Below are 12849 nucleotides of genomic sequence, written 5' to 3' on the forward strand. Positions count from 1 at the left end.
TTCATAGGTCACGCTGCCGCTCGTGCCGTCCATATTGATGCCGATGCCCTTGGAACGGGCGTGCACTTGGCCGTCGTCTCCCTCCGTGACGACGATGTTCGTCACGTGATGACCCACGGGATTCGCGTCGCCCAAGGTGATAGCCGCCGCTCGGATGGCTTCCACTCCCGTCAGCGGCTCCTGGCCGAAGTCCGTGACGTCGTAGACGACGTCGTCGGTAAACAACTCATCCAGCCGGTCCAACTCTCCCTCGTCGCACAGGTGACCGTGCATCGAGATCAACTCGGAGATGACGGTGCGGTCCTCAATGTTCAGTGCCATGGAAATCCTCACGGGCCGCTGGAGAAACTCAGCCAGGTCCTGGAGAGCGTCATTCTGTGACCGATGGCCTGGCCAAGGGGCAGCAAGGCCATCTCGGCCGCATCATGCCCCGACGTTACGAGCCGGCCCCACCACGCGCAGCCACATCAGCAAACTTCCAGCTCGCAGCGTCCCTGCAAGCGAGCTACACCCATCGCCGATGGCGAGCAGCACTTCGTGCAGTGTGTCTGACGCGGCCTGGAGCACCTCGGGCGGCACGGCCTGGAAGAAGTTGGATTCGGCTTCTGACCATGCCTGCATGGTGGCGCCGGCGGTCTCGATTCCGGTGTTCGTCAGCCGAACCCACGAGCTGCGTCCGTCGGTGGTGTCCTGCTCCCGTTCGATCAGGCCCGCCTTCTCCAGTCGCTTGAGCACGGTGGTGACCCCGCCGGCGCCTGCACCTTCTGAACGTCCTTTAATCGGAGATCTGTTGACCACGTCACCCACCGCCTCCTCGGCATCGACCGCAACCGAGCAGGTACCCGCCGCGGCTTCGCATCCGCCCTTGCACCGGCGCCCACCGGCGTTCCAGCGGGTCGGCGGGCCGCGACGCTGCTGGGACTGGGTGCTCGCCGGGGATCCCGGGCTCGGCCACCTGCAGGCGGGATGGTGCTCGCTGGTTTCCGTGACCGTCTGGCCATTGACTCTGGTTCCGACCTCTGGCGGCGGAGGGCCTTTTGCGGCGCGCAGACGTATGGCCCTCCATTCGGTGCAGCCTAGTCTCGGAGAGTCACGCCAGGTGGTTGTCCGAACTCGACAACACCTCAGCCTGCGCGGAGTGAGCCCTGGCAGTACCGCTGCACGCTCGCTGCACGTTTGGCCACCGGATGGCCACCGGACCTCTCCTCAGAGCGGAGACGGGAAGGCGAACGGTGACAAAGCCACAGGTCAGAGCGTTGCGCCAGGAAATGACTGCTGACGGCTAAGCGCAGACCTACGCATTGCGATGCACAGACTACGAGTGTCCGATTGGCCCGAATTCCAAGGTCAACAGAAACAAGAAACCCCAGGTCAAAGGCTCAACCTGGGGTTCACCATGGAGCCGCCTTCGGGATTCGAACCCGAGACCTACGCATTACGAGACCGTGAGCGATCGTGTTGCGTGGTGCCGGGCCGTGCTGCCGAATGACGTCCTGCCTGATCAGAGCACGTGCGGCTCGTTGGTCTGTGCTGCCTCGTAATACGTCGTCCAAAGGCGTCCGGCCACCGGCTGACCACCGGAGGCGGCTAAGGGTCGGCTCAGGAGTGTTGTCAGCATCCCACAGAGGCGCTGCGGGTGACGATTATTGCGTCCGCGCAGGAGAGCGAGCCCACCCGGAGTTCTCGCGGGCCAGGCGCAGGACGAGAGACTGGATGTTGCTGGGGGCACCTCCCAGCCGAAGGCTGGGGGAGGGTCGGCGGTCTGCCGCCGGGTTGTCTGCGCCGGGAGGCGTCGGCGTGGCGGCGGCGTATGAGGTCGCGGGCCACCTCAGGATCGTGTCCGGGGAGACGACCAGGTGCAGCTGCCGCAGCTTGGGCCTTGCGAGCCGATGGAGAAGCGCGGCAAGGAATGCCCGGTCCGCCGCAGTGACCCGTGGCCTGTCGGTTTGCCGCTGCAGGACGGCCAGCTGGTGGCGCAGCGTCAATATCTCCATGTCCCTCGTCCACGTCGCTCATCGGCAGCAGCCGTATGAGGGCGAACACGCTTGAGACGGCGAGGTAGGGCAGCCGCAGCAGCACGATCCATCAGCCTGACACGCCTACCCGGCGATCACGGCCGTTCACAAGAACCTGCACGTCACAGGCCATGGATGGGGTTTTCGGCACCCGCAGGGGTGGTCAGCCCGGCCGTAAGGGTGTGCGGTTGGAGCCCGCCGAGAAGCCGGACCGCACCGAGCAGGTCGCGGCCCCCGCGGACTGTGCGGGCTGCGGTGCGGACCTCGGCGATGCGCGGGCGCTCAAGGACGGCTGGGCGCAGGTGTGGGACATCCTGCCGGTGGTCTTGGAGAAGGTCGCCTACGTGCTGCCCCGGCAGCGGTGCGGTTGCGGGTGCGTGACCACGTCCCAGGCGCCGGGTGGCCAGGTGGGCGCCGTGGTGTACGGGCCGAACCTGAACGCGGCGGCGGTACTGCTGGGCAGTGAGGGCAACATCCCGGTGGAGCGCACCGCCATGCTGATCAACTCCCTGCTCGGGGTTCCGGTCTCCTCTGGATTCGTCGCCCGCGCCCATGCCCGCCTGGCCGAACGCCTGGAGGCGGCCGGGTTCGACGCGGCGATGAAGCAGGCGCTGCGCGCCGAGGACGTGCTGTGCGGGGACGAGAGCCCGGTCCACGTACTGGACAAGGACGCCGACACCTTTGGCCGGCCCGTGCCCGGCACTCCGCACGCGGTCACTGTGCGCACCCCTGACGAGCGGCTGATCTGGTACGTCCCGATGAACTCCCGCTCCAGCGAAGCGATCCGCGACCTGGATGTTCTTACGGGTTGGAACGGCTACCTGGTGCGCGACGACTACAGCGGCTGGCAGCAGTTCGACGCCACGCTCGCCGGCGTTCAGCAGTGCGCAGCCCACCTCATACGTCAGAAGCCGTTGTCTTACCGGACATGGCGAGTAGGTTTTCGCAGGTCAGGTATGGAATCGCTGATGCTGCGGAAGGCTGTGTCCGTCGGGTTTCGTGTCGATGGAGGGGTCGGGATGGCGTCGGCTCTGGGCTTGTTGGAGGAGCGGGAGCTGGCCGCGCGCGAGCGGCTGGAGGTGGTGCGGGCGGAGGCGGACCGGATCTTGGCGGAGCTGGCTCACGCGGAGCGGGACTGGGAGGACTGGATCACCGCGCGGCAGAGGGTGGCGGCGGTGCTGTCCGCTGAGTCGGCGGCGCCAGAGGCGACGGCAACGGCCGGGATCCAGCAGCTGCCCGTGCCGGTGGTGCCCGCGACCGCTGTCCTGGCGGCTCCCGCGGTGGCGGCCGAAGTGGCGGGTCCCGAGGCGGGCGCTCAGGGCCCGCGGGCTGGTTCGGTGGTGGCGGTGTGGGGGCCGGGGGTGGAGCCGGGGGTGCTGGCGGTGGAGTACCAGCGGATTCTGGCGGTGCTGGCCGAGCGACAGGACACGGACGCGGACGGTAGCGGGTTGATGAGCTGTCAGGAGATCGCCTCGGCGCTGGGTCTGGAGCTGACTCCGGCCAAGGTCGAGGGGGTGGTCCGCAGCAGGGCCAGGCGTCTGGAGGCCCGGGGCTGGCTGGCGCAGCCGGTGGCGGGCAGGTTCAGGCTCGCTGCCGGGCCAGCCGCCGGGTCATGACCATGGTCATCGACCACAGCACCATGGTCTCGTGGACCTCGGGCCGGGTCTCGTAGTCGCGCACCAGCCGCCGCGAGCGCATCAGCCAGCTCAGGGTGCGCTCGACCACCCAGCGGCGCGGGAGCACCACGAAGCCTGACATGTCGTCGGTGCGCTTGACCACCCGTACGGTCAGCCGCCGTTGCCGCTGGGCCCAGGTGACCAGTTTGCCGGTGTATCCGCCGTCGGCCCACACCAGGGTGACCTTGCGGAAACGTCGGTGTAGCCGTTCCAGCAGGGGGAAGGCCGCGTCGCGGTCCTGGACATCGGCGGCGGTGACCATGACGGCCAGCAGCAGGCCCAGGCAGTCCACGATGATGTGGCGCTTGCGTCCGGCTACCTTCTTGCCGTTATGCCGATGTCAGCATAACGGGAATTATGCCGATCCCGGCATTATGCCGACCGCAGAGTCTGAATGCCTGGTTGGGACGACCACGGGCTCCGGAACAATCGGCATAACCGGACGGCTATCGACGGAGCGTTTCGCAGAGCGCGAGCGGGAGCCCAGGCCGCTGTAGCGTCCGAGAGGAGAGCCGGAGGGGGCTGTGTGGCGTGAAAATCCCCCGCTACCTGCGGCGTCAGCTCCGGCTCTTCCTCCAGTCGATCAGCCCGGCCGTAGCCGACTCTCCGGATGCGGGAGGGTTCACCGTCAGGATGACGGCAAATTATGCTGACCAAACCAGCCTGGAGATCCCGTTGACCAGCACCGACCGCTTGACATCCACATAACGTCGGGATCGGCATAATTGCCGCCGTCGTAGCCGGAGGTGGCGCGGGGGATGTTGTGGGCCGCGCGCAGTGACTGCGCGTCGATGATGCCGGCTATTGCCGCATCGGCCGGGCGAAGCGGCTGACCCCAGCCGATCCCCTGTGCGCGCGCCCTGAGCGACCCCAGCCGCCGTGATGCCCGTCGAACGACACCGATGCAGGACCGCCCGCGACGACCTCGCGCCAACTCACCTCGCCGACCGGGGAGCCGCTCACGGTCTAGTCGCAACCTCAGACCGCCGGGAAGACTGGCCGCCCCTTCGCATCCCATGAGGACTAGGGTGTCCGGTGGTCTGTACGGTCAGCGGGGGCTATCCGTACGCTCCGGGGCATGAGCGGACTTCTCACGGGCTACGCCAGGTGCGGTCTCGACAAGCAGGACCTCACCGCCCAGCGGGAGATCCTGATCGACCTCGGCGTCCCTGAGGACCGCATCTACCTCGACCACGGACTGACCGGAACCAACCGGAACCGCCCCGGGCTGGACCAGGCCCTGGCCTCCGTGCGCGCCGGCGACACCCTCGTCGTCCCCAAGCTCGACCGCACGGCTTCGCGCTGCTGGAAGCGGTCTACGCGCCGGGCCAGCCGGCGTGGCTGCGCGAACTGCCCGCCGTGCAGGTCCTGCGGACCGTGCTGCTGCAGAACTACACCCGCACCACCGCGAGAGGCAGGCGGGAGGTGGTCAAGCGGCGGGAGAAAGACGACGAGAAGGGCGGCGGTCTCCCGCCCGGCAAATGGCGCCTGACCTCCCCCTACGACACCGACGCCCGGTGGAGCGCCAAGCGCGACACCTTCTGGAACGGGTTCAAGGTCCACATCAGTGAGACCTGCGCCACCGAGGCCGACGACACCGCTCGCCCCGCACCCGCAGCGACAGCGACAGCGACAGCGACAGCGAAGTCTGGAGCCAACGCACCGCACGGTGCGAAGCCCGGCCGGGTGCCGAACCGCCCCAATTTGATCACCAACATCGCCACCAACGCCTCGACCCTGCCCGACTCCAAAGCTCTCGACAGTCCCAGCAGCGGCGCGGGCTGCTGCCCGGCGAGCACTATCTGGACTCCGGCTACCCCTCCGCCGAGCTGATCACCGGGTCACTGTCGCGCTACGGCGTCGCCCTGATCACCCCGGTCCTGCTGGACACCTTCCCGACAGGCCCGCGCGGGCACCGGCTTCGCTGCCTCCGCGTTCACCATCGACTGGGAGAAGCAGCAGGTCACCTGCCCACAGGGCAAGCTGAGCGCCTCCTGGAGCCCGTGCAAGCAGCGCGGCACCCCGGCTACCGTGGTCAAGTTCGCCGCCTCCGAGTGCGGCCTCTACCCGGTCCGCGCCCAGTGCACCATCGCCCAGCGCGGAGGACGCCAACTCTCCCTCCATCCCCGCCTACTGGCCGAGGCCCTGCAGCAGGGCCGTGACCAGCAGGAATCTCGTGACTGGCAGAAGGACTACGCCCTGCGAGCCGGCGTCGAGGGAACCATGGCCCAGGCCGTCGCCGTCACCGACATGCACCACGCCCGCTACCGCGGCCTGGCCAAGACCCACCTCGAACATGTCTACAGCGCCACCGCCCTCAACCTGCTACGACTCAACGCCTGGTGGAACGGCCACGCACTCGACCGCACCCGGACCACCCACATCTCCCGCCTCGAACTCGCCCTCGCCGCTTAACAACCCAATGACCACCAGGGTCCCCTGGTGGGGGCGGTGGGTGTTGTAGAACTGCTCGAACTCGCGCAGCGTGTGGAGTAGATGCCGGTTGTTCCAGATCAAGGTCCGGTCCAGGAGCTCGCGTCGGCAGGTCTGCACCCATCTCTCTATGATCGAGTTCATGCGGGGCACACGGACCCCGGTGAGCACGACTTCGATGCCCGCGTCTTTGAGGATCGTGTCGAACAGGGCGGGGAACTTTCCGTCCCGGTCCCTGATCAGGTAGCGCACGTGGCAGCCGGCGTCTTCGAGGTCCATGGCGAGGTTCTTCGCCGTCTGCGTGACCCTGGCTGCGGTGGGATGCGCGGTCGCGCCAAGAACCCGGATCCGCCGGTTTGCGTGCTCGATCACCGCGAACACGTACAACCTCGCCCCGGACAAGGTGACCGTCTCGAAGAAGTCACATGCGAGAAGCGCGTCGGCTTGGGAACGCAGGAAGTGCGCCCAGGTGCTCGATGCCCGCTCGGGTGCCGGGCCGATTCCGGCTTCCTGCAGGATCTCCCAGACCGTGGACGCGGCTACCTTCACGCCCAGTACGAGCAGCTCTCCGTGCAGGCGCCGGTACCCCCAGTTGGGGTTCTCCCTGGCCAGGCGCAGTACCAGGGCCCGGACGGAGCGTACGGTGCGCGGTCGGCCCCCGGTCTTGGGCCGGGATCGGGTGGCGTGACGGCGGGCGATCAGGTCGCGGTGCCAGCGCAGGAGCGTGTCCGGCCGCACCAGCAATCGCATCCGGCGCAGCACTTGCGTCGGTAGCTGGTGCAGCAGCGCCGCGAGGAACGCCCGATCGCCGGGTGTGAAGCGCACTCGCTGCCCGTTCAGCTGCCGTTCGAGCACCGTGATCTGATGGCGTAGAGCGAGGATCTCCACGTCCTTGTCCCGGTCACTCATCGGCAGCAGTCGCAGCATCGAGAACACGTTAGACACACCCAGATACGCCAGTCTCAGCAGCACGACCGATCATCATGCCGGGATGATCGTCATCCCTGCCAGAGTGCCCACTCGTTCCCGTATTGCGCCACCGCGCCAGTCCCCGACCCTACTCAGCTCAGGGCGCTCTCCAGTTCCTCGAGCGCGTGTTTCAGTGCTCCCATCGACGGGTCGCGTGCGCTGTCGGGAGCCTGGGTGGGGTGGTGTGACGCGCGGGGCGGTGGATGGTGTTGCCGGACGGTCTGCTCCAGCTGGTCGAGGGCAGCCCGTAGGCGTCGCGTCTCGGCGGCCGAGGGCCGCGGGCCGCCGTATTTGATCTGCGTCGCGGTGGCGGAGACGGCGTCCGTGAGCTGCTCGAGCGCGTGGGTGGCGGGTAGCCAGGACTCCGCGTGCCGGGCGGTTGGCGGCGGCTCGGACAGGCATTCGTCCAGGGTGCGGTGGGCGTCGGCCAGGGCGCGGTAGGCGGTGCGGCGCAGTGTCCCCCGCTGGGCGGCGGAGGATTCCTCGGCGGCGACGGCGGTCAGATAGGCGCGCACCGCGGTCACCGCCGCCGTCAGCCGGGGGGTGATCCGCGCTGCGCGCGACTGCGGCCATAGCGCATACCCCAGTAGCAGCACGATGAGGCTTCCGAGCATGGTGTCGACCAGGCGCGAGCCCAGGAGTTGGATGCCGAGCCCTCCGCCGAGTTGGACGAGGACCAGGACGACAGGGGTGGCGGCCATGGTGTTGAGTGCGTAGTGGCGGGCGACCGTTATTGGCAGCAATGCCGCGCACAGCGTGGCGATGGCGATGAGCGCCCAGGGGGAGGTCAGCACGGCGAGTGCGGCGGCGGCGACCAGGACTCCGAGCACAGTGCCTAGCGAGCGGTGGACCGCCCGCGCGAAGACCGAGCCGAGATCGGGCTTGAGGACGAAGGCCACGGTGAGCGGCAGCCAGTACGACCGTGGGTCGTGCAGCAGCAGCGACAGCCCGCTCGCGGCGGCGATGCACAGGGCGAGACGCAGCCCCGAGATGACCGCCGTCTGTGACCGCAGGCGCCGCGCTACGGGGTCGCGGACCTGCCTGGAGGCGGTGCGTGTGATCGGCATGGGGGCTGCGGCGGTGCGGGCCGCTGCCCGTAGCGTCTCGGCGAGCGCGGTCGCCGCGGGGGTGTCTGGCTGCCAGTCCGGCAGGGCCACGGTGGTCGGTCGTCCTGCCAGCACGGCGTCGGCCAGCGCGTGGGGCGCTCGGGCCATCGCGGGCGGCACCGCGCGGCGGAACCACAGCAAGCTGGTGGCTGCCTCGGTGACGTGCACGGCTTCCTGGAATAGCAGTCGCAGCCGCTGTTGCTCTGGCCGCTCGACGCGGGGGCGGGAGAGGATCACCGTGTCCTGTGCGAAGGTCAAGGCCGCGGTGAGCCTGCGGCGGGTCGGTACCGCTTCCGTAGTGCCGAGCGCGTGCAGCAGGTCTGCCTGGGCGGTGAAGACGGCGGCGACCGCGCGGCGTTGCGGCCGGTACTGGTTGTCTGGCCGCCGCAGCGATGTGAGCAGCAGCACCAGCCCTCCTCCCGTGAGGATCAGCGGTGGAGCCGTCCAGGCGGGGTTCGGCAGGGTGATGCCGCTGCCCAGCGCGCAGGAGACCATCAGCAGCACACCGGCGCTGGAGGCGAGGGGGCCGAGCGTGCTGATCGCGCCGCAGAGGTAGGCCACCGCGGTGAGCGCCGGCAGCAGCCACCAGCCCGGCCGAGCGACCTGCAACGCAGCGCCGAGGGTCATCCCGCCCGCGCTTGCGAGCACCGCGGTGCCAATGCGGGCGGTGCGCAACCGCTGGGGCTCGTCCCGGTCGTTGAAGGTCGCGTACATGGCGCCGAAGGCGGCGAGCACGCCGGACGCCTGCTGGTGAGTCAGCAGGCCGACCGCCAGCGTGACGCCCATGCCCAGTGCGCCGCGCAGGGTGGGGCCCCCCGGGACCGGCCCGGGGGCGATCCGCACTAGACGGAATGCCCAGTGGACGTGTATTCGTACCTGCGACCACATCAGCCGCTGCCGTTTTCCTTCCAGTGAGATGCGCGCCGCATCTTCGGCCCTCGCTGATCCCGCTCGGCCTCTCACCGAGCGGGATCAGCGGAAGGTGATCAGATGACGACGCTGCATGACAAGCCCGCGAGGACGGTACCTTGAGCCGCCGATCGCGGCCTGGTGCCGGCCGGGATCCGATGACCACCGGTGAACGCGTTCGCGGAAAACTTGGTATGGACCGTCCGCGGCGCCCCCTCCTCGCAGGAAAACCCCGCTCTTGTCAGTGTGACGTTTCAGAAACCTCCGCTCCGGAGGGCCCGAAGTACTTCGGCCATCAGCGACACGCGACGGGCCTTGCTTTCTGCTCCTGTTCTTCGCACTACAGTCGAAGGGTGTCATGACCCGGGTACGAGCGCACCGCGCTCGCCATCCCGCTGACCGTGGCCGCGCTGGCTGCGCCGGTACAGGTGCTGGTCGGAGACTGGGCCGGCCGCGAGGTGGCCAGCATCCAACCGGTCAAGCTCGCTGCCATGGAGGGACTCCCGGCTACGACCCGCGGAGCTCTCTTGCATCTGCTCGGCTGGTTCACCGACTCCGGGGTCGAATGTCGAATACGGCATCGAGATTTCCAAGGGGCTGTCGCTGGTGGCTTTCCACAGCCCGAACGCGGTCGTTCGGGGACTGGACTCGGTGCCGCGCGGCGATTGGCCGCTGGTCAACGTGGTGCGGTTCAGCTTCCAGACGATGGTCGGGATCGGGTCGCTGCTCGCCCTTCTCGGAGTGGTCTACCTCTTCGTGCGCGTGCGACGTCACCGACTACCCGAATCCGCCTGGTTCTATCGCGCGGTCGCGGTGGCCGGCCCGCTCTCGCTCGTGGCGCTTGTGTGCGGCTGGGTGGTCACTGAGGTCGGGCGTCAGCCGTGGGTGGTGTACGAGGTGATGCGCACGTCGGAGGCTGTCACTGGCGCCGGCGGCATCCCCGTGGGGTACGCGACGCTGTCGGTGGTCTACGCGGGCGTGGTCGTGGCGATCGTGTGGATCCTGCGTCGGCTGGCCGCTCGACCGCTTGAGTTGCCGGAGCCGACCACGACCGAGGAGCGGTAGAGATGCACCTCTACAGCCTGCCGTTGTACTTCATTCTGATCGGCCTCATTCTGTACACGGTGCTCGGCGGGGCCGACTTCGGGGCCGGGCTGTGGCAGCTCACGGCCGGCCGGGGGCACGAGGCGGAGCGACGGCGTGATCATGCCCATGATGCCCTCGCGCCGGTGTGGGAGGCCAACCATGTGTGGCTGGTCTTCGTGCTGACCGTGACCTGGACCGCCTACCCCGTCGTCTCCGGGTCGGTCGCCTCGACACTGTCCGTACCGCTGTTCATCGCTGCTCTCGGCATCATTTTCCGCGGGACCACCTACGCACTGGGCGCCGGCGCGTCCGAGCCGCACGAGCGCCGGGTGATCGACAGCGTCTTCGCGCTGTCGTCGATCTTGACACCGTTCGCGCTGGGCACGATCACGGGCGGAATCGCCTCAGGGCGGGTGCCGGTTGGCAACGCGGCGGGCGACCTATGGACAAGTTGGGTGAACCCCACCTCGATGCTCATCGGGGTCCTCGCTGTCGCGATCGGCGGCTTCCTGGCCGCGGTCTACCTCTGTGCGGACGCCGTGCGCGTGGGCGAGCCGGACCTGGAACGCTGGTTTCGGCAGCGCGCGCTGGCGAGCGGCGTCCTTGCGGGAGCACTCGCGCTCGGCGGCCTCGGCGTACTGAGGGCCGACTCGCCTACGCTCTACCGCGGCCTGGTCACCGGGTCCGGCCTGCCGGCGCTGGTGGTTTCGCCCCTCGCCGGAATCGCTACCCTGCTGCTCGTCTGGCTACGGCGTTACGGCCCGGGGCGGGCCAGCGCCGCGCTGGCCGTCGCGGCAATCGTCACGGGATGGGCGCTCGCTCAGTCGCCCAACTTCCTGCCTGGGCTGACCGTCCGGCAGGCGGCCGCGCCGAGGGACACGCTGATCGCTGTCACCGTGGCCGTGCTCGGTGGCGCGGTCATCCTGTTCCCGTCGCTCTCGCTGCTGTTCTCCCTCGTACTCAGGGGCCGCTTCGACCCCGGCCGGCTGCAGGGCACCGGGGTCCCGCCCGTCCAGGCTCAGCGGGCTGCTGGGAAGCACGGGTTGGCGGGACGGGTGACCGGGGCGTTGTTCCTCGCCGGGATCGGCCTGCTGACCGTGGCCGGCGCGGAGTGGGCACACGCGTTGGGGGTGCTCTGCCTGGCCGGCTTCGTTGTCGTGGGTGTCTATGCGGTTGCCCCGGCCGAGGTCGCCGCCGACAGCCCCGGCGGGCCCGGAGCCCAGCGAGTTCCGTGGCGCGGCGGGGTGCCGGCGGTAATGGCCCCCGCAGGCAGACGGCACCGTGTGCGGTGCGCCGAGGCCCCGCCCGGGCCGACGACCGGTGCGGCGAGCAAGGCCCACGGGCGTCCCTGGCCCGGGGCGGGCGCCAGCGTTGGACAGGACCTATATTGGGTTTTTAGATTGAAATAGAACAATTTGTTCCGATTTTTGCTATTGCGAATGCCCGAGAGAAGTCCAGAGGTGATGACGTGAGCGTTGCCGATCGCAGGCCCGAGGAGCCGGAGACCTCGCAGCGGGAGAAGTCCATGCGAGGCCAGCCGCCGGCAGGCAAACCGGCGCTGGGGCTCGGCCCCGAGAACGGACACGGACCGGAACACCGGCCCTACCACCATCCCGCGGCGGGCTGGGGAGCGGCCAAGAGCGTCAGCCGGCTGCTGGCGCGCGAGAGGGAGTTGATCGACGGGCCCCGTGCGATCTTCCGGATGAACCATGAGGGGCGCGGTTTTGACTGCCCCGGGTGCGCATGGCCCGATGACACCAAGGGCCTGCACCTGGATATCTGCGAGAACGGGATCAAGCACGTCACGTGGGAGATGACCCGCAAGCGTGTCGGTCGGGAGTTCTTCGCCGCGCACAGCGTGAGTGAGCTGATGGAGTGGAGTGACTTCGCCCTGGAGGACCAGGGCCGGCTGACCGAACCGATGGTGTACGACCCGGACAGCGACCACTATGTGCCGATCGGATGGCAGTCGGCCTTCGACCTGATCGGGGACACCCTGCGCGGTCTCCAGAGCCCCCACGAGGCGTCCTTCTACACCTCCGGCCGGCTGGGGAACGAGCCGACATTCCTCTACCAGTTGATGGCGCGGGAATTCGGCACCAACAACCTGCCGGACTGCTCCAACATGTGCCACGAGGCGAGCGGCCGGGCCCTGGAGGCGTCGCTGGGGACCGGCAAGGGCACCGTCGATCTGAAGGACTGGGAGAGCGCCGACGCGCTGTTCATCATGGGCGTCAACGCCGCCTCCAACGCCCCGCGGATGCTCACCGCGCTCGCCGAGGCCCACGGCCGGGGCGCGCAGATCGTGCACGTCAACCCGCTGGTCGAGGCCGCCGCCACCCGGACGATCGTCCCGCACGACTTCACCGACATGGCGCTGTTCCACTCCACGCGAACCAGCACGCTCAACCTCCAGCCCCGCATCGGCGGCGACATGGCGCTGCTGCGCGGCATGGCCAAGGCGCTGCTGGATCAGGCCGGCCACGATCCCAAGGCGGTCGACCGCGAGTTCATCCAGCGCCACACCTCGGGCTTGGAGGAGTACCAGAAGGCCTGTGAGGCCACGCCGTGGGAGGAGCTGGAGCACCAGTCGGGGCTGACCCGCGCGCAGATCCTCAAGGCCGCCCAGGTGTACTCCGAGTCCGACCGCACCAT

Annotated in this window: 10 protein-coding genes and 3 pseudogenes; 8 read left to right on the top strand and 5 right to left on the bottom strand. The window is 68.8% G+C overall.

Annotation, left to right across the window (positions count from 1 at the left end; all coding sequences use genetic code 11):
• Positions 1-321, bottom strand: a 321-nt coding sequence (locus FCI23_RS50650) for a nuclear transport factor 2 family protein (RefSeq protein ID WP_136730726.1), incomplete at its 3' end; no start/stop codon positions are given.
• 102 nt (positions 322-423) lie between these two features.
• Positions 424-807 carry a MarR family winged helix-turn-helix transcriptional regulator gene (locus FCI23_RS50655; RefSeq protein ID WP_136730727.1) on the bottom strand — a complete coding sequence of 128 codons (384 nt, stop codon included), beginning with the start codon at positions 805-807 and terminating at the stop codon, positions 424-426.
• Positions 808-2146: 1339 nt separating this feature from the next.
• Here FCI23_RS50655 and FCI23_RS64415 point away from each other — a divergent pair.
• A complete protein-coding gene (locus FCI23_RS64415; protein ID WP_136730729.1) occupies positions 2147-3631 on the top strand; it encodes an IS66 family transposase in 1485 nt (494 codons plus the stop codon).
• Here FCI23_RS64415 and FCI23_RS50675 read toward each other — a convergent pair.
• Positions 3597-4010, bottom strand: a pseudogene (locus FCI23_RS50675) (transposase); the annotation flags it as partial. The gene FCI23_RS64415 and the pseudogene FCI23_RS50675 overlap by 35 nt on opposite strands.
• A gap of 759 nt (positions 4011-4769) precedes the next feature.
• On the opposite strand from FCI23_RS50675, the pseudogene FCI23_RS61745 reads away from it, so the two are divergent.
• The 3 genes and pseudogenes from FCI23_RS61745 to FCI23_RS50690 form a co-directional block, all read left to right on the top strand.
• Positions 4770-4928: pseudogene (locus FCI23_RS61745) on the top strand (recombinase family protein); the annotation flags it as partial.
• A gap of 122 nt (positions 4929-5050) precedes the next feature.
• Entirely contained in the window at positions 5051-5524 is a 474-nt protein-coding gene (locus FCI23_RS50685; protein WP_169317382.1) for a hypothetical protein, read from the top strand.
• A 150-nt stretch (positions 5525-5674) separates the two neighbouring features.
• Entirely contained in the window at positions 5675-6106 is a 432-nt protein-coding gene (locus FCI23_RS50690; protein ID WP_246144834.1) for a transposase, read from the top strand.
• On the opposite strand, the gene FCI23_RS50695 is transcribed toward FCI23_RS50690, so the two are convergent.
• Positions 6017-7096 carry an integrase core domain-containing protein gene (locus tag FCI23_RS50695; RefSeq protein WP_136730733.1) on the bottom strand — a complete coding sequence of 360 codons (1080 nt, stop codon included), beginning with the start codon at positions 7094-7096 and terminating at the stop codon, positions 6017-6019. The genes FCI23_RS50690 and FCI23_RS50695 overlap by 90 nt on opposite strands.
• Before the next feature lie 89 nt (positions 7097-7185).
• Positions 7186-9087: an FUSC family protein gene (locus FCI23_RS50700; protein ID WP_136730734.1), complete on the bottom strand. Its 1902-nt coding sequence runs from the start codon at positions 9085-9087 to the stop codon at positions 7186-7188.
• A 404-nt stretch (positions 9088-9491) separates the two neighbouring features.
• Here FCI23_RS50700 and FCI23_RS64420 point away from each other — a divergent pair.
• From FCI23_RS64420 to FCI23_RS50715, 4 genes and pseudogenes are all read left to right on the top strand, one after another.
• Positions 9492-9653: pseudogene (locus tag FCI23_RS64420) on the top strand (cytochrome ubiquinol oxidase subunit I); the annotation flags it as partial.
• A complete protein-coding gene (locus tag FCI23_RS50705; RefSeq protein ID WP_265737847.1) occupies positions 9640-10173 on the top strand; it encodes a cytochrome ubiquinol oxidase subunit I in 534 nt (177 codons plus the stop codon). The pseudogene FCI23_RS64420 and the gene FCI23_RS50705, both read left to right, overlap by 14 nt.
• Positions 10174-10175: 2 nt before the next feature.
• Positions 10176-11603 carry a cytochrome d ubiquinol oxidase subunit II gene (locus tag FCI23_RS50710; protein ID WP_136730735.1) on the top strand — a complete coding sequence of 476 codons (1428 nt, stop codon included), beginning with the start codon at positions 10176-10178 and terminating at the stop codon, positions 11601-11603.
• Positions 11604-11719: 116 nt separating this feature from the next.
• Positions 11720-12849: molybdopterin-dependent oxidoreductase (locus FCI23_RS50715; protein WP_169317386.1), on the top strand; the 1130-nt coding region annotated here is incomplete at its 3' end.

The sequence above is a fragment of the Actinacidiphila oryziradicis genome (assembly GCF_005047355.1).
GTDB classification, from domain to species: domain Bacteria; phylum Actinomycetota; class Actinomycetes; order Streptomycetales; family Streptomycetaceae; genus Actinacidiphila; species Actinacidiphila oryziradicis.

Excerpts from the sequence above, each read along its gene's own strand:
- FCI23_RS64415 (WP_136730729.1), top strand. The coding sequence starts at position 2,147 with ATGGATGGGGTTTTCGGCACCCGCAGGGGTGGTCAGCCCGGCCGTAAG.
- FCI23_RS50700 (WP_136730734.1), bottom strand. The coding sequence starts at position 9,087 with ATGTGGTCGCAGGTACGAATACACGTCCACTGGGCATTCCGTCTAGTG.
- FCI23_RS50710 (WP_136730735.1), top strand. The coding sequence starts at position 10,176 with ATGCACCTCTACAGCCTGCCGTTGTACTTCATTCTGATCGGCCTCATT.